Here is a 23,031-nt window from a genome sequence, read left to right as displayed (position 1 = left end):
GAGAAAGTATGTTTGGGGAGAAGGAAGGAGATTATACGATGAATACAACTACTCAAACTCCTTCATTATCGGAAACGATGAAAGAGTGGCATTATGCATTAGCATATGAAATTAAACATTGGAAAACGATAGGTGGTAGTAAAATTTCTATCATGAATGGTCGTTTTTTATATACAGATTATGAAAGTACAGTATACGTATTTCAGCTTATTTCGGAAGTAAGCTTACCTGAAGGTTCACCCATTCGAATTGAGTTTGATGGTGAGGAAGCGACAGGAGAAGTATTGTCTGTACATGGATTAGAAATAGAACTGAAATTAAATGATTATATACAAGGTGAAATACGAGAAGCTGTTTTATATAGTGAACCGTGGCAATTGTTAGAGCAACTACAAGAGAGGTTGAAGGAAGCACGTAAAGATAAGCTAAAACGTAATCGTATAAAGCGTCTTGTTGATGGGACGAGCAGTCCGAAACATATTGAGAAGATGAAAAATCCGAAAAATGAATTGGCATATCGTGCGTTTTATAATCCGACAACTTACGTATGGGGACCACCAGGAACAGGGAAGTCTTACAATTTATCACGTATTATTTCGGCTCATTATCAAAAAGGAAAATCGGTACTTGTGTTGGCTCATAGTAATGCGGCAGTAGACGTATTAATGAGTGAAGTAACGAAGCAAATTGAGAAGAAAAAGAAATGGACGCCTGGCGAAATTGTTCGTTACGGTTATAGTCAACATGAACATATACGAAATCATGAAACGTTACTTGCGTCGAAGTTAGTTGAAACGACGAACGGATCTTGGGGTGAGGAAAGACTCTATTTAGAAGAGACGCGACAAGATCTTCGTGAAAAAATCTTATCGTATAAAGCAACATCTGCTGATAAGAAGCGTATACAAGAGATTGAAAGTGATCTTCGAAAGCAAAAGGCTAAAATTAAAGAAGTAGAAAAAGAATATATTGAAAATGCGAAAGTAATCGGCGCAACTTTATCGAAATGTGCCATTGATTCACTTATTTATGAGCGCACATTTGATTTAGTTGTTGTAGATGAAGTAAGTATGGCATATGTTCCGCAAATTGCATTAGCTGCTTCACTTGGAAAACGTATCGTCGTTTGCGGTGACTTTTTACAGTTACCTCCAATTGCGATGGCAAATCATGAACTCGTTCGCAAATGGCTTGGGGAAGATATGTTTTACCATGCTGGGATTGTTGAGTCTGTTAATAAATCAGAAGCACACCCAAACCTATTTATGTTGCAGGAACAAAGACGTATGCATGCGGATATATCGAAGTTTACGAATTCGTTTATTTATAAAAATAGAGTATACGATCATCCGTCTGTTTCAGAGCGTAAAGAACTTGCGCAATTGCAGCCGTTCGCAAATGAAGCGAGTGTTTTATTTGATACGAGCCAAATGGGAGCTTTTTCGTTAAAAGATGCTGCTTCTGGTTCACGTTTTAACATTATGTCTGGTTTAGTAGCAATGCAAATGATGTTAATCGGATTGTTAGACGGTGTGCAATCAATTGGTATTGTGACACCTTACAGGGCGCAGTCACGCTTTTTATCAACGTGTATTAGAGAAATGTTGCAGAGAACGAAATATCAAAACATACCAGTTTTAGCGGCGACAGTTCATAAGTTCCAAGGTTCTGAAAGAGATATGATGATCTTTGATACGGTTGACAGTTATCCGCAAGAACGACCTGGCGTATTATTCTTTGATCACAAAAACCATCGCCTCGTCAATGTAGCAGTGACAAGGGCGAGAGGGAAGTTCATTCAATTATCAGATTGCCATTATATGCGTAAAAACCTTTCAAGAAAACAAGCGTTATCGCAATTAACAGCTCATATAGAACGTCACGGAGATGTGTATGATCGTACGACATCAAGACAATTGTGGGAACGGAAAATTTCGAAACGTTTACGCTGGTTTATGGAAATGAATCTTGAGGAAACGAAAGGGTTATTGAAAGATATTTTAGTCGCAAAACGAAAAATTATTATTTCACTTCCAAGTACAAAACAAGTGGATAAACGAGTATGGCAAGCGTTAATGCGTACAAATGCGCAAATAACAGTGTATAGTGATGGACCAGTTCCGTTAAAAAATGTAAAGTTACAAAGACAAAATAAAGCATTCCCGTTTATCGTAATTGATGATGAAATCTTCTGGGCAGGCGCACCGCTTACATCCCAAATGATGTTTGAAGGTAGTACGGAATTTCCGTACGTATGTGCAAGACTGCAAGCACCTGAGACAATTGGTGTATTAAAAGGATTTTTAGATATTCGGTAAATTCGGATAGGAATTCCTTGACTTTTACTTGGAATGAACTTAGAATAAAAAATAATTTAATATAATTTTATGAAAATTCTTATCACGAGAGGTGGAGGGACTGGCCCTATGATACCTCGGCAGCGGATTCGTTATGAATACTGTGCCAATTCCAGCAAGGTAACTTGAAAGATAAGAAAGAAGCTCATTTTGACTGTATATACAGAAGCCTCTTTCTATCTTTTAGAAAGAGGCTTTTTTATGTGAAAATAAAAGGAGGAAGAAAAATGGGAGCGACAGGAGTAGCGTCACAAAGAAAAACAATTGAAGAGAGTATCGAAAGAAATAAGGAAAAGTACATAGAAACAAGTCATGATATTCATGCGAATCCGGAAATTGGTAACCAAGAGTTTTATGCATCTAGAACGTTAAGTTTATTGCTAGGCAGTGCAGGATTTCAGTTGCAGCACAATATAGCTGGACATGAAACGGGATTTATCGCGCGAAAAAGCTCTGGAAAACAAGGACCTGCAATCGCATTTTTAGCGGAGTACGACGCTTTACCAGGACTAGGTCATGCGTGTGGTCACAATTTAATTGGCACAATTAGCGTTGCAGCAGCAATCGCATTATCAGAAACGCTTGAAGAAATTGGCGGGGAAGTTGTCGTGTTTGGTACGCCAGCAGAAGAAGGCGGGCCAAATGGTAGCGCGAAATCAAGTTATGTAAAGGCAGGTTTATTTAAAGACATTGATGCGGCGCTTATGATTCATCCGAGCGGAAAGACAGCGACAACGAGTCCTTCACTAGCAGTCGATCCACTTGATTTTCATTTTTACGGAAAAACAGCTCACGCTGCAGCTTCGCCAGAAGAAGGGATTAACGCATTAGATGCGGTTATTCAGCTCTATAACGGTATTAACGCACTTCGCCAACAACTTCCGTCAGACGTGAGAATTCATGGGGTCATTACAGAGGGCGGAAAAGCACCTAATATTATTCCTGACTACGCTGCAGCAAGATTCTTCATCCGTGCAGCAACGCGAAAAAGATGCGCGGAAGTAACAGAAAAAGTAAGAAACATTGCACAGGGAGCAGCGTTAGCAACAGGTGCAAAAGTAAAAATCCATCAATTTCAAAATGAAATCGATGAATTACTCGTAACAAAAACATATAACGATATCGTAGCGGAAGAACTAGAACTATTAGGTGAAGATGTAAATCGTAAAGAAAGAGTAGGGATTGGTTCAACCGACGCAGGAAACGTAAGTCAAGTCGTACCGACAATTCATCCGTACATTAAAATCGGACCAGATGATTTAATTGCACATACGAATGAATTTAGAGAAGCAGCACGTTCAGAACTTGGAGATAAAGCATTAATTACATCGGCAAAAGCACTAGCGAATACGGCATATCGATTAATTACGGAAGAAGGGTTGTTAGAGAAGGTGAAGGAGGAGTTTAGAGAAGCGCAGAAGAATCAGGGGTAGATGGTTAAAGGGAGTGGGGGATCCACTCCCTTTCTTTTTTGCGTAACACTGATGCTAAGATTTTTTTGCAGTAAAATCAATATTAGTAGAATTTTTTTAATCAAACTTTTTTCTAAATGAACATAAATACTTGCAATATTTAAATTAGTACTATATAGTTCTAGTTATGACAAAGGTAAAATTAATGAATCAAAGACGTGTGATTGAAGTAGCTGCAACATTATTTTTAGAAAAAGGGTTTGCTTATACAAGTATGGATGAATTAGTACGTGTAAGCAAAGTTTCAAAGTCTAATGTGTATTATCACTTTTCTAATAAGGAAGTATTATTAGAAGGGGTCGTTGATTATTGGATTGAAATGTATCAATCTGCAATTGATGACGTACTTTCTCAGAACCAATTTTTAGTTGAAGATCGTATCCAACTGTTTTTAAAGCAATTATCACAAGGAGTTCAGTCGAGAGAGTATAAGGGGAGCTGTCCATTTATTACTCTTTATATTCAAAGTCCTAAACAGGCCACGCAAATAAAAGAAAAAATAGGTCTTTTTTTTACAGGATTACAAAAGAAAGTTTCTCTATTACTTAAACAAGGGGTAGAGAATGGAGAATTCAGAAATACGATTCATATTGATGAGGTTGCATCACTTTTTATTACAAATCTTGAAGGAGCGTTATTTATTTCAGAAACATTGAAGGATGCAACTGTAATCACGAAAACAGCAGATCATTTTTTTAAATTGCTTCGATAAAAGAAGCATTTTTTTTACATCAAATTAGTACTGATTAGTACTAAAAAGGGGGATTTTATATGAGAACAGTATTTTTAACTGGTGGAACAGGCTTTATTGGAAAGCAATTAGTGAAAGAATTAGCCAAAGAGGATGTGAAAATTCTTCTTTTAGTCAGGTCGAAAAGTAAAGCAATACGCCTTTTTCAAGAAAGAGGCATCTTAAAAAAGGAAGTTATGCACTTTATTGAAGGTGATTTGACGAAAATAGATTTAGGTCTAAGTGTTGAAGATAAGGAGAGGGTATTGAAAACGGATGTGATTATTCACGCAGGAGGCCCCATGGATATTCAAGCGACAAGTAAAGAGGCAGCTTCCGTATTTTTAAATGGCGCGAAACATATTAGTGAATTAGCTAAAAGTATTCATCAATTGAAGGGCTTGCAACAATTTATTCATGTTGTAGGTTATATGAGTCCCTTTGATGATAAAAATAGCAAGATTGCAATTGATGTGTTTAAAGAAGGAAACAGTTATTTGAAAATAAAAAATCCATATGAGAGAACAAAATTTTTAGCAGATCTTTATATCCGTCAGCAGGCATCAGCAGTAGGTTATCCGCTTTCTGTAATTAATCCACCAACTGTAGTCGGTAGTAGCAAAACAGGGAGTACAGAGCAGATAGCAGGATTAGGTTTGCTTGTGATGAGTATGCGAAGAGGGCTCATGCCAGTGATTCCTGGAGGTAAGGGATATAGGTTACCACTTATTTCAAACGATGAGTTTGCGAAGTTTATTGTGCAGGTTTTCAGGTTGGAGCAACCGACTATTCAAACATATACACTTGTTGAAGACAAACAGCACGATCAGAACATTGCTGAGTTATTAAGTATTATGTCAGAAAGTATGAATATGAGGGCACCAAAAATCTCTGTCCCAATGCCACTTATGAAAACAATTATGAATAGTGGAGTAAGTAAAATAACAAAAATTCCTTCTGATGGACTGAATTTTATTACAAAACGAAAATTTTTAAATGTTTCAGCGAAAAAAATTATGGGAGGAGATTGGTTTAAGAAGACGAGTGTAATGAAATTTTTCCCTGCCGTAGTAGCTGATTTGGATTATCGAATGATGTATCAAAATGGCCAGCATAATCATGTATTTAAACGAACATTATGCGATAACAATACCCTTTACCAATTACAAGGAGAGGGTAAACCGTTTATTTTATTACATGGTTTATTGAGTGATGGAGAGGATTTATTTCCTTTAGCACAAGAGCTTCATGAAAAAACTGGTCAACCTGTATGGATCTTGGATCTTCCAGGTTTGGGGCGTTCTCCTTTTAAACGAGATAAAAATCTTCTAAATATCTATTTGAATGTAGTGAAAAAGTTATTGGAGAAAGCTACGAATGGTGCACATCTAATTGGTCATTCATTCGGTGCATTTATTCTTCTGGAAGCATTGGTACAAGAGTACATAGATAAGAAGTATTCAATCACTTTACTTCAGCCACCTGTAGTTAAAAAAAATGCTAAATCGCTAAATGTTCCTCAATTTATGAACAAATGGACATTAAAATTGGCAACTACTAATTTCATAGAGCGATATTTATTAAGTAATGGTTTGTTTGAAAGTATCGAGAGTATCCCTGAACATTGTATTGAAAAAATAAGGAACAGTTTTACTTCTCCTAGAATTTTAAATACTACGGTTCAGCTTAACAGTTTACTACTGAAAAACGATCAAGGTGATTTCAATGAAGTAACAAAGTATAATCTTCACATTATTTGGGGGGAGTATGACAGAGCCTATTCTGCTCCATCGCATCTTGGTAAGGTTGATTTTGTTCCATATGGCCATCATTTTCCTCTTAGCCATCCGAGTGAAACGGCAACATTAGTAATAAAAAATAGTAATACTAGCATATGAGAGTGTGGGATAAATAAAAAGTGTGTAGTAAGATCGTTGTGTCTTTGAAATAAAATCGTACTGTGTGGGGTCTCGCGAACAAGACGCGGATTTTGCACGCTAAGCAAAAAAACAATAAGCTGCCCACATGGACAGCTTATTTACATTATTCTCGTTATTGGAAGTTATTTTAACTTTTCCTGATTCGAAAGAGTCAATCTTTGTTTTGTTTTTCTAACAGTTGAATAACCTTATCTAATTTTGTGCGACTGAATCTTGCTTTTTGCAATTGTTAGTACGACGAATTATACGTATAATGCCCCTAAACATTGCACAGATAATTAATAAAATAATAGCAACTCCTATGGAATAAATAGAGTTTTCCATAAGATAATTTATCAATAATTATTCTTTTTTCTCCGGCTGATAGGAAAGAATAACGACACCTGAACTGGTCGTTCTTGTTTCTATAAGTTTTAATGCTTTTGTCTTGTTCTGGTCTTTAAAGAGACGTTTTCCGCTCCCTACGATAACGGGATTGACTATAAAGTGATATTCATCAATGAGGTCATGTTGCATTAATGTTTGTGTAAGATCACTGCTGCCATAGATTAAAAGGTTCTGACCAGGCTGTTCCTTCAGTTTCGATATTTCTTCTACAATATTACCCTTGATAAGATTTGCATTCCATTCGGTTTTTTCCAAAGTTGTTGAAGCAACAAATTTAGGCATGCTGTTCATCTTATCAGCAAAACCCTCTTCATCAGTCATAGAAGGCCAAGCAGCTGCAAAACCTTGATAGGTTACTCGCCCTAGTAGAAGAGCTTCACTTTCAAACAGTAAATCGGATTGAAACTTTGCTACTTCTTCATTGAAATATGGAGCAGTCCAAGCTGGTTCCTCCATGACACCATCTAGTGAGAGGTACATCGATACAATTATTTGTCCCATTTTGTTCTCCTTTAGTTTTAAATTGAGATTTTTACATATTGGTAACACAATTATTAATTCTTCAGCTAGAGAAATTCTCCCTTTTTAATAGTTTCGACAAAATATATTTATGTGTGTTTCGGAATAATCTAATATATATTAATAACTTTGAAATATTGTATAACTTCTAATTTTTATGCATTATTGATTAGAATTGCTTATTGTGCTAACGAATCAGGATAGTGTGGCGACCGACTAAATAGTTGCTTAGCCTCAATTATTAGAAGGGAAGTTCTATCATTTCGCGAATTTATTAGACATAGACGAGTGCTATAATTTTCTATATCTACATAAAGAGGTGACTACGCATGAATCAAAGACCGTCAGAAGAAGAATACGCCGGGAGCTCCGGCGAATATATCCGTTTGGTGCCAGACGGTAACATCATCGACATTCTGCTCGCTCAGGAAAAGCAAATGACCGAGCTCCTGGCATCGTTGACCGAAAGCCAGGCCGCATATCGGTATGCGGAAGGAAAATGGACACTGAAAGAAGTTGTGGGCCACATTACAGACGCGGAACGCGTCATGACCTACCGCCTGCTCCGGTTCGCAAGAGGGGACCAGACTCCGCTGACCGGTTTCGATCAGGAATTGTTCATGCCTCCTTTTGGAAGCTGGACAATCGCGCAACTGGCCGAAGACTACCAGGCCGTCCGGCAATCAACGATCACATTGCTGCGCGGGCTACCGGCTGAGGCGTGGAATCGTAAGGGTACAGCCAACAACCTAAGCATTACGACGCGCGCCCTCGCGTACGGCATCGCAGGACACGAACTTCATCACATGGGGGTCATCCGAAATAGGTATTTGAGTTAATCGCCGGCTGAGGCCTTTTGAATGGAACTAACACTTAGATACCGTTCTTATTGGGGCCCGCCCCACAACCATCAACTTAAGGATTTAAACTATTTTTATGAATATGCACCAAAAACAAGAGTTATATCGATTTTTCTCATTTTGGGGTATTTGTTTTTCTTAGCTTGATGGGGCACTACTCTATAATGGTCAAATTAAAATTTAAAACAGTTATAGAGACTCCATCGCTGGGAAATATTATAACTATTAAGTTGTAAAAAGAACTGTAGTTTTTCATTGTTGAAAAAGCTATGGTCTTTTTTACTGTAACAAAGATAGGATGCGAGGAAGTTTTTTTGATAAATCAAAAAAACTTGATTAATTAGTTGCATATAGAACCCATCTGCGTATATACTATAAATATCAAAAAAAATTGATGAAGGGAGAGGAAACTACAGTGGCACAAGATTTTAAGTTATATGAGAAAAAGTTTAAAGCGTTGGCTGATCAGAAGCGTTTAGAGATTATGTATGAACTTTGCCAGCGAGGCCAGACTTGTGTATGTGATTTAACAGAGATTTTTGAAATGACGCAATCTAAGTTGTCCTATCATTTAAAGATTTTATTAGATGCAGGTTTAATTGTAAAAGAAACAAAAGGTACGTGGAGTTATTATGATTTAAATGATGCGGAAGTAAATAATTTATTATCAGAAGAATTATGCTGTATCTTTAGAAAAACAGGTAAAGGTAGCTGCTGTTAAAATTTTGAGTAATTAATCAAAAAAAATTGATTAATAATATATAAAGAGGAGGAATAAGGTATGAGATATATTCACGTCGGTATAAACGTTACGAATTTAGAGAAGTCTATTGAATTTTACGAAAAGGTATTTGGTGTATCACCAGTTAAAGTGAAAACAGATTATGCAAAATTTTTATTAGAGACGCCAGGACTTAATTTCACGCTGAACGTGCGAGATGAGGTGAATGGAAATCAAGTAAATCATTTTGGTTTCCAAGTGGATACAGCTGAAGAAATTACATTGCATAAAGAACGATTAGAAAAAGAAGGTTTCTTCGCACGTGATGAGATGGATACGACTTGTTGCTATGCAGTACAAGATAAGTTTTGGGTAACGGATCCTGATGGGAACGAGTGGGAATTCTTTTATACGAAAGCACATAGTGATGTTCATAAAATAGAAGAGGCATCTTGTTGCACGACTTCTAACGTAGTAGAACAAAATTCTTGTTGTTAATAGGAGATGGAAAATAAAATGAAACGTTTATCTTTTCTAGATCGATATTTAACACTATGGATTTTTCTAGCTATGGCTGTTGGGATTGGTTTAGGGTTTGTATTTCCTAGTGTAGTAGATGGACTGAATACATTACAAGTTGGAACAACGTCTATCCCGCTCGCTGTTGGTTTAATTGTCATGATGTATCCACCATTAGCGAAAGTTCGCTATGAGGAAATGGGCCGAGTATTTAAAGACGTAAAAGTATTGGTTTTATCTTTAGTACAAAACTGGATTATTGGTCCGGTACTTATGTTTGTTTTAGCAATTATTTTTCTTCCTGATAAGCCAGAATACATGGTCGGGCTCATTATGATTGGTTTGGCACGCTGTATTGCCATGGTAATTGTTTGGAACGATCTTGCAGATGGGGATAAAGAGTATGCAGCAGGTTTAGTGGCTTTTAACTCAGTATTTCAAATGTTATTCTTCTCCGTTTATGCATACGTGTTTGTAACAGTCATTCCAGAATGGTTAGGGATTGAAGGGGCTATTGTCGATATTACAATGGGAGAAGTAGCGAAATCTGTATTTATCTATTTGGGAATTCCTTTTATAGCAGGCATGTTAACACGTTTTGTACTCGTTAAGTTAAAAGGAAGAGAATGGTATGAAAAGGTGTTTATACCGAAGATTAGTCCACTTACATTACTTGCATTATTATTTACAATCATCATTATGTTCTCTTTAAAAGGGGAAATGATTGTTAGCGTACCATTAGATGTAGTAAGAATAGCAATTCCATTACTCATTTATTTTATTGTGATGTTTTTTGTTTCTTTCTTTATGGGAAGAAAAATTGGTGCAAACTATCCGGTGACAACAACGTTAGCATTTACAGCAGGTAGTAATAATTTTGAGTTAGCAATTGCTGTAGCAGTTGGTGTGTTTGGTATTCATTCGGGTGCAGCATTTGCAGCTGTTATTGGGCCGTTAGTGGAAGTACCTGTAATGATTGCACTTGTAAACGTCGCTTTTTGGTTTAAGCGTAAATATTTTAATGATCAACCAGCATAATTAAAAAACAAAGGCGGAAAACAACATGGAAAACAAAAAGACAATCTATTTCTTATGCACAGGAAATTCATGCCGAAGCCAAATGGCAGAAGCATGGGGTAAACAATATTTAGGGGATAAATGGAATGTATATTCTGCAGGAATTGAAGCACATGGAGTAAATCCAAATGCTATTAAAGCGATGAATGAAGTAAATATTGATATAACGAATCAAACATCAGATATAATCGATTCAAATATTTTAAACAACGCTGATTTAGTCGTTACGCTGTGTAGTCATGCAGATTCTGTTTGTCCTTCGACACCTCCGCACGTAAATCGTGTTCATTGGGGATTTGATGATCCAGCAGGAAAAGAGTGGTCTGAATTTCAACGTGTTCGCGATGAAATTGGAGAACGTATAAAGAGATTTTCTGAAACAGGGGAGTAAATAAAGGAAAGAGCCAATCTTCTATCTTATAGAGGATTGGCTCTTTTTTTATTGTACATAGTCATGACTGTATTGGTTCGCATAAATTACCGGAAAATAGAGGGTATTCTATTGAATTGATAAAATTAGAAATCTATTTAATCATGTAGGTGTTCACAAATAATAAATTCATTTAAAAGATAATATAGTTGCTTAGAATTAGAGATGGTATGATGAATAATTACAATATCTTCCTTGTTTTATGTATAATTTAATAAGGGGATTTTTAGATATTGAAATAAAGGGTAGTATATTAGCGCAAGGGGGAGAATGATGGATAAGTTGTTACAAGAAATTATAAATTGGTTAAGGATGAGCGATGAAAAAATTGTTATTGGTATTTCAGGACATGGTGCAGCTGGAAAAACAACGTTTGCTAATAGACTCGTAAATCTACTAAATCAAAATGAAGTAAATTATATTAATACAGATCCTTACATTGTCAGTTCGGATATCCGTAAGCATGCAGTGATTCACTATACATATCAAAATGAAAATCATCGTTATAAAATGACAGCTTGTCATCCAGCGGCACACCATTTGGCAGCTTTAGAAAGAGATATTCAGATGGTTAGAGCTGGGCTAGATTTTTATACGATAGATACGCATTATATGAAAAGTAAGTTGATTTCTTCGAAAAATAAAGTAACGATTGTGGAGGGAATGAGTGCCGCATTTATTAACCCTGATTTATTTGATTTGAAAATTTATTTTTATACAGATGGCGAAACGGAACTAATGAGAAGATCAAGCCGGGATATAGCTGAAAGGGGAGCGGATATAAGTTATTTAAGGCAGTCTCATGAAGAACGACGGATTCAATATGAAGTATTTATGCATTCGTATAGTCAGCGTTTTGATATCATTATCAAAACTTCTGATGAAACAATATGTTTAGAAAAGAATACATTTGAGTTTTATAAAATTTAAATGAAAATCCTCACTTTGTTAATTACATTATGACGGTTAATTTTTCTTACGGAGTACTTGTATTAAACAAATGTATTATTTAATCAATAATACATTCACTATAAAATATCTAAATTTTTAAAAAGATTTAGTAGCCTTCTTTCATCTACATAGATAGAAGGCTACTGTAATTTTTGCATGAAAGGAGAATAGAATGAAACACATAATAAAAGACATATTAATAAATTATTTTAAAGAAATTCATTCACTAGCAGTGGAAGAAGAATTGCATAAGGATAGTTGGAATACGGATCTGCATTATAAAATAATGGTAAATGGAAAGCGATATTCCGCAAGATTTATAAATAGCAAGCGAACAATCAATCCAGCCTTTGGGGCGTTATCAAACGAACAACTGATAGAGCAAGTACGGTTTACCTATTATTTACGCGAACATGAAATTCCTTTTATGCAGATAAACAAGAATAGGGCAGGAGAGCCATTTACACTTGTCGCTTGGAATGATGAACAATACCGATTTGTATTGTCTAATTGGATTGAGGGAGAACATATTATGCATTGCACAGAAAATATTGTAGAAGCCTTCGGAAAGGAAGCAAGAAAGATTCATGATATTTCTTGCGAATTTCAAAGCTCGATTTTTCAAAAAATATCTCATTTGGATGGGTATGTTGAGTTTATTAATATGTTAGAAAGTAGGGCAAGCGCATGTAAGGAATTGCGGGAGTATATAGATCTTGCTAAATATCATATAGAGTGCGCATATACGAGTGAACTAGAATTTATCGTACAAACAGATTTAAATCCTTTGAATGTTTTATGGGACTCAAGTCAAAAGGTAAAAGGAATTGTGGATTTTGAATCTATTAGTTATGTTGACCGCATTGAAGGACTAGCCTTTTTAATAAAATGGTATTCTCGAACAGAAGGAGTACAGTCTCATGAGGTGTGTTCGAAGGTTGCTAGTTCATTTTTAGTAGGGTATAAGGCCCATAATATTTTAACACCAAATGATTATAAGAGATTTTCTTCCTTGTTATGGTTATCCGGTAGTTTGAATTGGAATTTTGTGAAGAAAACGCTAGGTGTAATAAGTGATGAGAGGGAATTAGAAGAACATTTGGAAGTTTATAGAGTGAGGGGAGAAAGACTATCTTCATTATTAACTTGTACATAACATGTATTCTCCTAGTCTGGGACTCAAATAAGAAACCATTTTGTTAATTGTACCTGGTGGTGGCTGGAATCATAAAGCAGAGCATGGGGCACGAAAGCAAGCAGAGCTTGGAACTTTGACTAAAATGATTAGCGAGATGCACAATGCAGGAACAATCGTTGCTGGTGTGTGTACAGGAGGTATGCTATTAGCTGCCTCTGGTATATTGAACGGTCGAAAGGCAACGATGCACTATTTGGCACAGGATGAAATGAGTGAATACGAGGCAGAGCTTCTTCATTACAGAATTGCGGATCAAGGGGATGTTATCACTGCAAGAGGAGTCACTTCAGGAGTTGATTTGGGACTTGGGATCACGGAAAGATTCGCAAGCCCTAAAATTGCGGCTGCTGTTGAATACAGAATGGAATATGAGAGGCGAGGTGTTGTTTGGAAGTAATTTGCTTTCTTTTTTATCCTATTTTAAATGGGAGGGGGCGCTGCCCATAAAAGCCCAATTCATATGTACTAATAATCAGTCGGGATGCCAAAACTCCTACTGATTAAAGTTTCATTTTATAATTTTTACTTTATTAAAAGTTGATTTGTTAGAAAGGATAATCATTTATTGATATAATGAATGAATGCGTGGCAGGAAATAGATAGAAAGATACTGCTAGTAATTTATACTTAAAATGTAGGGAGATTGAACAGAGTTATGGGGACAGAAAAAGAAATTAGTTCCGCTAAATTAATATGGAAGATGACGCGCCCGCATACATTAACGGCGACGTTTTCTCCTGTAATTTTAGGGACAGTGGCATCACTTTATGTTGCCAAAATTGATTGGCTGTTATTTATTGCGATGATGGTTGCATGTTTAGCATTGCAAATAGCAACGAACTTATTTAATGAGTACTATGATTTTAAACGTGGATTAGATACCGCTGAATCCGTTGGCATCGGTGGCGGAATTGTCCGTCATGGATTGAAGCCAAAAAATGTGTTAACAGTTGCGCTTTTATTATATGTCGTAGCAGCTTTTATTGGCATTTATATTTGTATGAATAGCAGCTGGTGGTTAGTTGTCATTGGTTTAATTGGGATGGCAGTTGGCTATTTATATACAGGCGGTCCATTACCAATTGCGTACACCCCGTTTGGAGAATTAGTTTCCGGATTGTTAATGGGGACATGTTTTGTACTCATTGCTTTCTTTATTCAAACGAATACTGTAACGACTGAAAGTGTATTGATTTCCATTCCAATTGGAATTTTAGTAGGTGCAATCAATATGTCGAATAACATCCGAGATATCGAAGAAGATATTAAAGGTGGAAGAAAGACATTAGTAATCCTCCTTGGAAGAGAAAAAGCTGTGGTAACACTAGCGGTAGCCTTTTTCATTGCGTATTTATGGATTGCCGTAATTGTATTAATGGGTTATATAAGCCCTTGGGCATTAGTTATGTTCCTAGGTTTGAGAAAGCCAATTTCTGCGATTCAAAGTTTCCAAAAAGGGGCAAAGGATCCTGGATATATGCGCATCGCAATGAAATCAACAGCGATGACAAATACGATTTTTGGCTTCTTATTATCAGCAGGATTATTAATTAGTTATTTGTTTTAAATAAAAAATATGGTTAAATAACTTAACCCCAGTTTCTCAATTTTAATATAGAGAGATTGGGGTTTTTATTTTTGTATTTCTTTAATAATGATTAAACTCTTTTATAAATCTACACTATTTAATAGTTTAGTTGAGATAAAGGTCAGGATGGTTAGAGGAATGATTTTTATATTTGTTTAAGTTTAGTACTTACTGTCATGTAGTATTCCTCCTTGTAAATGTACTTCAAAATATAGAGTGCCTATTTTGAAGTACATTTACAATGTTAGGGTTATGCGAATGAGAAATTTTATAGTTAATCATTCAAAGAAGGAATGCATGGAATAGTTTTGTCCCAATAACAAAAACTAACAGAAATAAAACGATAATATATAAAGGAGATTAAATATGCTGAAAAAGATAGGAAGAATTTTCCGAGTATTCCTCTTTTTATTTATCGGTGGATGTTTAGTTCTGTTTGTTTGGGGTGAAATTGACAGAACGATAGCCGAAAAAAATGAGGTATTTAGCCAAAATTCTAGCCAATATCCTATGCGCCAAAGTGATATTGCTATGTATACAGATGGGAAACAGTTAAACAATCAACTATTCTCAGATATAGAGAAAGCAAAGCATTACGTGCATATTAGCTTTTTTTCTATTGCTGATGATAAAGTAAGCCATCAGTTTCTAGAGTTATTGCGGAAAAAAAGTCAAGAAGGTGTAGAAGTATACTATGCTTTGGACAGGTTAGGTGGAATTTTACTAAAGAAAAAGGAAAGAGAATTATTAGTTAAAAAAGGAGTTCATTTTACATATTACAATAAACCTGCTTTCCCTTATCTTTTTTCTTCTTTGGATCATCGGAATCATCGTCGTATTTCAGTTATTGATGGAAAGGTTGGTTACATTGGCGGATTCAACATCGGGAATAAGTATTTGGGGGGAAAGGAAAAACTTGGTTATTGGAGGGATTATCATCTTCAAATACGAGGAGAAGGAGTTCAAGATTTAGAACGCCAATTTGTATTAGATTGGAAGAGAAACGCAGAGAAACCGATTCCGATACACATTGCGATAAAGGAAAAGGGAGCAACCTCGCAACGATTTACTGCATATTATAGTGGAAAAAAACTTGGGCAAGATTATAAAATGCTGTTTGAACAAGCAAAGGAATCCATTATTATATTAACACCTTATTTTATACCAAAAGACAAAACTATTTGGAACGCATTAGTAGATGCAAGAAAGAGGGGAGTCCGTGTCAAAATTCTATTCTCACCTCATTCGGATGCACTATTAGTTAAAGAAGCAGCATATCCATATATCCGAAAAGCATTAAAACAGGGGATGGAAGTATATGGTTATAAAAAAGGGGTGTTACACGGTAAAGTATTTTTGATTGATGAAAAAGTATTGATGGTTGGGACCGTGAATTTTGATTCACGCTCGTTTCATTTAAATGAAGAAATGAACTGTTATATTCATGACCCTATCTATATTTCGAGAATAAAACCAGTGATTAATGCAGACTTACAAAATTCAAAGCAAGTAACATCCTCTGACGTCAATCAATTATCTATAAAAGAAAAAATAAAAGAAAGGGTTGCAAAAATGTTTGAGTATTATTTGTAAAGACAATGTATTTTTATACTTGGGTAACAGGGGTTATATGTTTAGTGATTTTACGTATTCTCCATGGAATCAGCTGGGCAGTTGCTACAAGTTCGATAGAAAAGGTTGTGATTGATGTATTCCACGATCTCGTCGTGGAGAAGCAATGGTATGGCATGGTTTTAGGACCAGTATTAGGTCTTTGGTTAATAAAATCATTTTCATTCCATTATCTATTTCTTCAATGTACAGGATTAGCACTTGTTGCATTCATACTTGAACTTGGTACAAAAATAACATCAATTCAACATGCATCAAAAAAACGCTAAGCAAAAAATACAATAAGCTGCCCATATGGACAGCTTATTTACATAATTTTCGTTACAGGTAGTTCATTATTTATAAGTTAAACTCATTTATTTTTTGCTCTCTTTACTTGACGTTGTTATAGAAGAAAAAGTATAAATTATAAGAGCTAACCAAATAAAGGTAAAAGCTATAAAATGAGCTTTTGTTAACGTTTCGTTATAAAGAAAAACACCGGCTATTAGTGACAGAGTTGGTGAAATATATTGGAGAATACCAAGCATAGATAATGAAACTTTTTTAGCACTCTTTGTAAATAATAAAAGTGGTAGAGCTGTTACTACGCCACTCCCTATTAATAATAAACTGGTTGAAACAGAATTGAAAAATTGTATTTGAGATTGAAACATCAAATAAGCCAAATATACTAACGCAATAGGCGAAATTACCATCGTTTCAAGTGTTAATCCAATGACTGAATCTGTTTTAATCATTTTTTTGGCTAAACCATAGAATCCAAAGGTAAGCGCCAAACTAAGAGAAATCCAAGGAATCACACCATAATGGAACGTTAGTGTTAATACACCAATGCCTGCTAATATAAACGCAAGAATTTGAGAACCACTTAACTTTTCTTTTAATGCAATTACACCGATTAACATACTTGTTAAAGGATTAATGTATTGACCAAGACTTGCTTCTAATATTTTCCCATTGAGCACTGCCCACATAAAGATGCCCCAGTTTGAACTAATCAGTACTGAAGCAATAAAAAGTGACCAAACTAATTTTGGATTTTTAACAATTTCTTTCATGAATTCAACATATGTAGACCATTTCTTCATGAAAAATAAAAGTACAAGCATAAAAATAAAGGACCAAAAAACTCGTTGTGCTAGAATTTCTCCTGAAGATACGTGTTGAATAAGCTTCCAGTAAATTGGAGTAATACCCCACATAATATAAGAAAGTACTGCAAACACAATGCCATCTTTTTCATTATTTAATTTCATTCTGAGCCTTCTTCCTAAATATTTAAGTGTTAAATTAGCTGGTTTGTTTTAAATAGCTATTAGTAGTAGGGGAGTAGGGAAAGTACTGGTGTAATCCATTTTATTACAAATCATGATTTTAAATCAATATATTATCGTTCTTTTTTGATCGGAAAAGGAACGTCGAGTTTTTTTATATCGTCCGAATGAGATAGCCTATTTTCAATAAAATTCATATTTTCTGCGAGTGATGGAAACATAGGCTTTATTTTAGTTGTTGACTGCTTTGAGTTTTGATGAGTCTGTTTTATAATTTTTACCCCATATCAAATAAAGTTAGGCTGTTACCTTTTGTCTTTTATAGAGACATTATGTTAATCATTTCATCATATATAGCTTTTGGATTCTTATTTTATTTGTAACTAAACGATTTTTGGCTGAATTTATAGACATTGAACAAAATTTAATGTCCTTTATCTATTTGCAATCTAAATATAGAGATCTAAAATATTCACATTTAATTCAACAGAAAAGATAATGTCTTTTTTGCTTTATAAATAGTGCAAAATCTTAGTTTAATATTGGTGGATGTTTTTAAATAAATTTTTCGGTACCTTGCAATGAACAGTAGCATATGGTAAGTTATTACATAATATGTATCAAATAATGTTCAGTACTGTTTAATGAATAGTACTGAACATTCAAGAAAGGAGTGAGGATTTATTAAATATACAAATATAAAAAGGATATTTTGGAACAGTTTGTCCTTGTGTGGGTATATGAGTCGGAATCTTCAGTCTATTGAATTTTAAAGAAGACTTCAACTTAAATCAAAATGAAAAAATAGTAACAAGAGTGTTCTAAGGAAAAGAAGTAATTTCTAGGTTTAAAATACATGTGAAAAGAGTAGGATTACCGTTTGTTAAGACAGAGTGATGCTTGTAAAAATAATCATTATGAAGATGATTACGAATTTGATGTTACCCTTTTAACATTGGTGGAGATAATAGAGCTAAGTAGTTAATACGAACAAGCAAGCAACTACACTTACAATACGAATAGAGGAGAGGAATGCCTTTTGAAAATACGTAGTCAAATTACATGTGCAAGTCTGGCCCTTTTAATAGCTGGAAGCTCTCTATTATACACAACACCAACTTCAATTGTAAAAGCAGAGCCCACTCAAAATATAGTTGGTTCATTACAAACAAGTACTCAACGAAATCGTACCTTTGTCAAACAAGCAATGCAAGATACATTGCAACTTGGATACCCAGGAATACTCGCTAAAACTTCTCAGGGTAGAAAAACGTGGGGGTATGCCGCTGGTGTAGCGGATTTAAGAACTAAGAAACCAATGAAAACGGATTTTCGTTTTCGCATTGGAAGCGTGACGAAGACGTTCACGGCAACAGTTATCCTTCAATTGGCCGGAGAAAATCGATTAAACCTAGATGATTCAATTGAAAAATGGTTACCGGATGTTATACAAGGAAATGGATATGATGCTAAACAGATTACTATCCGTCAAATGTTGAACCATACAAGTGGTATCGCTGAGTACTCAAGATCAAAAGAAGCTGATTTTACGAATACCAAAAGATTGTATACCGCTGAGGAGCTAGTGAAGATTGGAATCTCAGCACCTCCAGATTTTGCTCCAGGAAAGGGCTGGTCCTATTCAAATACAGGATACGTATTACTGGGTATGCTTATTGAAAAAGTAACTGGAAATAACTATGCAGAAGAGATTGAAAATCGAATTATTGAACCACTTGAATTGTCAAATACATTCTTACCTGGAAATTCAAGTATCATTCCAGGCAACAAGCACGCCCGTGGCTATGTCCAACAAGAAGAGGGAAGCGAGCTAAAAGACGTTACTTATTTTAATCCAAGTATAGCTAGCTCAGCTGGTGATATGATTTCTACTGCAGACGACTTAAATAAATTTTTTTCTTATTTGCTTGGTGGCAAATTACTGAAAGAAAAGCAACTAAATCAAATGTTTACTACAGTTCCCGCAGGAAGGGGAGGAATCAATGGATATGGTCTAGGAATTTTTGAAATTAAACTTCCTAACGGTGTCCCGATATGGGGACATACAGGTGGCATTCCAGGGTTTGATACTTTTGTTGGAGGGACACATGGAGGTAGGCATATGTTGGCCGTCAATTTGAACAGTATGGGTAGAACTGAGAGTCCTGGTCTTTTTAAAAGTATTTTACTTGCTGAATTTAGCAAGTAGATAGAAAGATAAAATGGTAATTTATGAGATGTTTGTAGTTGAACAAATAAGGAATGAAATCAATCATTTATCTAAGGAGGTAGTTCTCTTATGGAAAATAAACAATTTGGGATGTTAGCCGCTACCTTGGCTCTAACGATGACCCTACCAACAGGAGCGATAGCGTTTTCTAGCAGTAAGGATCCGATTGTAGCTAGCCAAGAAGTTGCTAGTAAAGAATTAGAAAAGATTGCTGCAGAGAACGCTGCACTGCTTACGAAGTCCTATGAGACGACTAGCGTGCAGTATGCGGTAATTGATAATGGTAAACTGATTTTGTCGGGTCAGACAGGAAAGAACGATATAGAAGGGAAACAACCATTAACCAAAGATACTCTATACGGGATTGGTTCAACTAGTAAAGTATATACAGCTGCGGCTGTTATGAAACTAGTAGACGAAGGAAAAGTTGATTTGGATGCTCCTGTTGCCCGCTATATTCCTGAGTTCAAAATGAAAGATAATCGATACAAGCGCATTACACCACGTATGCTATTGAATCACTCTTCGGGTTTGCAAGGTATGACGTTCAATAATGCATTTTTATTTAAAGATAATGATACTTATGCCCATGATATGTTGTTGCGGCAACTATCCAGTCAAAGCTTGAAGGCGGACCCTGGCGCATTCTCGGTATATTGTAACGACGGCTTTACACTGGCTGAGATTTTGGTAGAAAAAGTAAGTAGGATGAGTTTGACTGAATTTCTACATCAAAAGTTTACAAAGCCATTAAAACTAGAGCATACGCAAACACCTCAGGACAAATGGAGGGACGAAAAGCGGGCTGGACTTTATTCTCCGAAGTACCAAGGACAGCTTCCCATTGAAATGGTGAATGTGATTGGTACGGGAGGAATCTCTTCTACTGCAGAAGATGTGGTGCGATTCTCGCAATTATTTATGGGACAGGGAAAAGAAATCCTTTCTAATAAAGCAATCAAGGAGATGGAACAAGAGGAATATAAAAAAGGAATGTGGCCAGAGGATGGAGATAATGTGTTCAACTATGGCCTTGGCTGGGATAGTGTGAAACTATACCCATTTGATAGATATGGGATAAAAGCTTTGTCTAAGGGTGGCGACACGGTCCTGCAACATGCGTCATTGGTCGTGCTTCCAGAACAGAAGCTGGCAGCAGCTGTATTGTCCTCCGGCGGCTCCAGCATGACTAATCAACTGTTGGCAAACAAATTACTGCTAGCCAGGCTTAAAGAGAAAGGGACAATTAAGGATATAAAACCAGATAAATCTTTCGGCAAGCCAATCAAGGCTAAAGTGCCTCAAGACGTGGTAAAAAAAGCAGGATTTTATGGAAATAGCTACAGCCATTTCAAAATAGAAATTACGAAGAAGGGAGAACTGTTTTTACCAACTAAACCAGAAGAAAAATATGTATATACGGCGGATGGAAGCTTTATAAATGAAAAGGGTACTTCCAAGCTTAACTTCGTCACTGAGAAGAATGGAAAAGTTTATTTAAGAGAGAGCACATATGAATTATCACCGGGATTGGGGCAAAATGTGCTGACTCACTATTTAGCTCAGAAATTAGAAAACAATGTGTTACCGAAGAAAACAGCTGCTGCATGGGCGAAGCGCGAGGGCGGCAAATTCTACCTCGTTAACGAAAAATTTAATTCTATGAACTATCTAGGACAACTAATACCTCTTAACACACAAATTACGCTCAAAGATGGATATTGGGACGGCAAAAAAATTACAGGTCCCAATACGGCGACGCATCAAATTCAGATTCCCGTGATGAATGGGCGTGATACGAAGGAAGCACATTTCTATAAAGAGGACGGTAATGAATACATGAAGATGGCCAGTTTTTTATACGTCAGTGAATCCAACGTGAAATCGCTTGATGCAGGTCAATTATCAAAGGTTACACTGCAAGCAAATGGGCATGCGAAATGGTTTACGATCCCGCAAGAGGCAGCAGGGAAAACAATGACGGTGGATTTGCCATCAGGGAGTTCATTCTCGGTGTATGATGAGAATGAAGTATGCATCAATTTTACCGTTGTGAGCGGCAATAACATAGTGAAACTACCGGAGAAGGGAACGGTTGTATTTGCTGGCGCACCGAACTCAGAATTTACTATCACATTGAACTAGATACAATTCAGGATAGACTTCAATAAAACAATACGACATGGAAACGATGTTTTATTTGTATTTTAAGCATTTCCTTTACAAAGAGAAATTCCACGAATGATATTACTCTTAAATTCTTAGCTTAATATTAATGGGTATTTCTTTTTGTTCGTAAATTTAAAATGTTTAATATGAGGGATTGTGTTTCCGAACGACGCTCTAGCGCTCTAACCAAAAAGGCTTGGGGAAAGAAAAATAAAATTTTATAGATTAATATTCCAATTGTATTCTATATATTTACATTTAAGTGATTAATTTGTATTATTTGTTTGTTAAAAATATAATTAAAGGAGTAGTTAAAATGAAAAAAAGAATTCTTATTCCTGTAATGAGTATAGGTTTTCTAGTCTTTGGTGCATTTTATAGTCCTGATCAGAATACAGTTTCTGCCCAAATTAACACTGAAAAATTATCCGTTAATGAAAGTGAGTTTTGGCTTGGTAATGGAAATCCAATAAAATATTCCCCATATTACAACACTATTATTGGGAGTGCTGATTTAAGCTCATCTAACGAAGGAAAAAGAAGCTATGTAGTATTTGAGTTTTATAATTTACGAGGTGATTTATCACATGTAGCAAGTGCCAATATTCTTCATCACTCGAATCTTCAAAAATTCTCAGTTCCTATAAAATATTTAGAAGAAGGTAGTTATTCCGTAAAGGTCAAGGTTATAAACGCAAAGGTAAATCCAAAAACCATTAAATTTGTTCATAAATAGTAAGGTGTTAATGCAATTCAATAATTAGTACAATATGATGGTTTAAATAGCATAGAGACACCTTTGGGTGTCTCTATGTATACAAAAGCCCTACTATCCTATGAGAATGGTAGGACCTTTCTATACTATTTATTATCCAATCCATCATTTTTTTATAAACATATTGGGTTTCTCAAAAATACACCAGTATTCCATTCGTCACTATAATGAGCATACTTGTATTTGTTGGGGCACTTAT

General features: G+C 35.6%; 18 protein-coding genes, 3 pseudogenes and 1 riboswitch. Of the genes and pseudogenes, 18 read left to right on the top strand and 3 right to left on the bottom strand.

What is annotated here, in order from left to right:
* The first annotated feature begins 8 nt into the window (after window positions 1-8).
* The 4 genes from MHB52_RS16250 to MHB52_RS16235 all read left to right on the top strand — a co-directional run bounded on the left by MHB52_RS16250 (window position 9) and on the right by MHB52_RS16235 (window position 6,457).
* Window positions 9-2,318 (top strand): AAA domain-containing protein, encoded by a 2,310-nt coding sequence (locus MHB52_RS16250; protein WP_016118237.1) that lies wholly within the window; start codon window positions 9-11, stop codon window positions 2,316-2,318.
* Window positions 2,319-2,394: 76 nt separating this feature from the next.
* A riboswitch (SAM riboswitch) is annotated at window positions 2,395-2,496 on the top strand.
* A gap of 88 nt (window positions 2,497-2,584) precedes the next feature.
* Entirely contained in the window at window positions 2,585-3,790 is a 1,206-nt protein-coding gene (locus MHB52_RS16245) for a M20 family metallopeptidase (protein ID WP_061663767.1), read from the top strand.
* 184 nt (window positions 3,791-3,974) lie between these two features.
* On the top strand, window positions 3,975-4,541 hold the full coding sequence (locus MHB52_RS16240) for a TetR/AcrR family transcriptional regulator (RefSeq protein ID WP_001076336.1): 567 nt from the start codon (window positions 3,975-3,977) through the stop codon (window positions 4,539-4,541).
* A 59-nt stretch (window positions 4,542-4,600) separates the two neighbouring features.
* Complete coding sequence (locus MHB52_RS16235) at window positions 4,601-6,457, top strand: alpha/beta fold hydrolase (protein ID WP_061663766.1); 1,857 nt, start codon at window positions 4,601-4,603, stop codon at window positions 6,455-6,457.
* Window positions 6,458-6,650: 193 nt separating this feature from the next.
* Here the strand turns inward: MHB52_RS16235 and MHB52_RS16230 are convergent.
* Both MHB52_RS16230 and MHB52_RS16225 read right to left on the bottom strand, forming a co-directional pair.
* Window positions 6,651-6,823: pseudogene (locus MHB52_RS16230) on the bottom strand (DUF4083 family protein).
* 18 nt (window positions 6,824-6,841) lie between these two features.
* Window positions 6,842-7,387 carry a dihydrofolate reductase family protein gene (locus tag MHB52_RS16225; protein WP_016118234.1) on the bottom strand — a complete coding sequence of 182 codons (546 nt, stop codon included), beginning with the start codon at window positions 7,385-7,387 and terminating at the stop codon, window positions 6,842-6,844.
* Window positions 7,388-7,734: 347 nt separating this feature from the next.
* Between MHB52_RS16225 and MHB52_RS16220 the strand changes: the two genes are divergently transcribed.
* From MHB52_RS16220 to MHB52_RS16170, 11 genes and pseudogenes are all read left to right on the top strand, one after another.
* A complete protein-coding gene (locus MHB52_RS16220) occupies window positions 7,735-8,244 on the top strand; it encodes a DinB family protein (protein WP_061663764.1) in 510 nt (169 codons plus the stop codon).
* 415 nt (window positions 8,245-8,659) lie between these two features.
* On the top strand, window positions 8,660-8,986 hold the full coding sequence (gene arsR / locus MHB52_RS16215; protein ID WP_002000155.1) for an arsenical resistance operon transcriptional regulator ArsR: 327 nt from the start codon (window positions 8,660-8,662) through the stop codon (window positions 8,984-8,986).
* A 60-nt stretch (window positions 8,987-9,046) separates the two neighbouring features.
* Window positions 9,047-9,484, top strand: coding sequence for an ArsI/CadI family heavy metal resistance metalloenzyme (locus MHB52_RS16210; protein WP_061663763.1), 438 nt, complete (start codon window positions 9,047-9,049; stop codon window positions 9,482-9,484).
* Between the two features lie 18 nt (window positions 9,485-9,502).
* The gene (arsB, locus tag MHB52_RS16205) at window positions 9,503-10,543 is read left to right on the top strand and encodes an ACR3 family arsenite efflux transporter (RefSeq protein ID WP_061663761.1); all 1,041 of its coding nucleotides are present in this window, start codon (window positions 9,503-9,505) and stop codon (window positions 10,541-10,543) included.
* Window positions 10,544-10,568: 25 nt separating this feature from the next.
* Window positions 10,569-10,973, top strand: coding sequence for an arsenate reductase (thioredoxin) (arsC, locus tag MHB52_RS16200; RefSeq protein ID WP_000428357.1), 405 nt, complete (start codon window positions 10,569-10,571; stop codon window positions 10,971-10,973).
* Between the two features lie 312 nt (window positions 10,974-11,285).
* Complete coding sequence (locus tag MHB52_RS16195) at window positions 11,286-11,942, top strand: uridine kinase family protein (protein ID WP_000359535.1); 657 nt, start codon at window positions 11,286-11,288, stop codon at window positions 11,940-11,942.
* Window positions 11,943-12,135: 193 nt separating this feature from the next.
* Window positions 12,136-13,119, top strand: coding sequence for a phosphotransferase (locus MHB52_RS16190; RefSeq protein ID WP_000680468.1), 984 nt, complete (start codon window positions 12,136-12,138; stop codon window positions 13,117-13,119).
* Window positions 13,120-13,159: 40 nt separating this feature from the next.
* A pseudogene (locus MHB52_RS16185) lies at window positions 13,160-13,558 on the top strand (DJ-1/PfpI family protein); the annotation flags it as partial.
* Between the two features lie 258 nt (window positions 13,559-13,816).
* Window positions 13,817-14,728, top strand: coding sequence for a 1,4-dihydroxy-2-naphthoate polyprenyltransferase (gene menA / locus MHB52_RS16180; RefSeq protein WP_061663753.1), 912 nt, complete (start codon window positions 13,817-13,819; stop codon window positions 14,726-14,728).
* A gap of 387 nt (window positions 14,729-15,115) precedes the next feature.
* Entirely contained in the window at window positions 15,116-16,342 is a 1,227-nt protein-coding gene (locus MHB52_RS16175) for a phospholipase D-like domain-containing protein (protein WP_061663751.1), read from the top strand.
* A pseudogene (locus MHB52_RS16170) lies at window positions 16,330-16,644 on the top strand (MFS transporter); the annotation flags it as partial. The gene MHB52_RS16175 and the pseudogene MHB52_RS16170, both read left to right, overlap by 13 nt.
* Before the next feature lie 93 nt (window positions 16,645-16,737).
* Here MHB52_RS16170 and rarD read toward each other — a convergent pair.
* Window positions 16,738-17,640, bottom strand: coding sequence for an EamA family transporter RarD (gene rarD / locus MHB52_RS16165; RefSeq protein WP_000773902.1), 903 nt, complete (start codon window positions 17,638-17,640; stop codon window positions 16,738-16,740).
* A 1,057-nt stretch (window positions 17,641-18,697) separates the two neighbouring features.
* Between rarD and MHB52_RS16160 the strand changes: the two genes are divergently transcribed.
* The 3 genes from MHB52_RS16160 to MHB52_RS16150 all read left to right on the top strand — a co-directional run bounded on the left by MHB52_RS16160 (window position 18,698) and on the right by MHB52_RS16150 (window position 22,793).
* On the top strand, window positions 18,698-19,867 hold the full coding sequence (locus MHB52_RS16160) for a serine hydrolase domain-containing protein (protein WP_016118226.1): 1,170 nt from the start codon (window positions 18,698-18,700) through the stop codon (window positions 19,865-19,867).
* 90 nt (window positions 19,868-19,957) lie between these two features.
* Window positions 19,958-22,033, top strand: coding sequence for a serine hydrolase domain-containing protein (locus MHB52_RS16155; protein ID WP_000428635.1), 2,076 nt, complete (start codon window positions 19,958-19,960; stop codon window positions 22,031-22,033).
* A gap of 340 nt (window positions 22,034-22,373) precedes the next feature.
* The gene (locus MHB52_RS16150) at window positions 22,374-22,793 is read left to right on the top strand and encodes a hypothetical protein (protein ID WP_061663746.1); all 420 of its coding nucleotides are present in this window, start codon (window positions 22,374-22,376) and stop codon (window positions 22,791-22,793) included.
* Window positions 22,794-23,031 lie beyond the last annotated feature (238 nt).

Origin of the sequence: Bacillus sp. FSL K6-0073, assembly GCF_038006085.1 — a bacterium.
Classification (GTDB): Bacteria; Bacillota; Bacilli; order Bacillales; family Bacillaceae_G; genus Bacillus_A; species Bacillus_A cereus.
The sequence above is the reverse complement of the archived record's forward strand: the minus strand, read 5'-3'. Positions and strand labels throughout refer to the sequence as shown.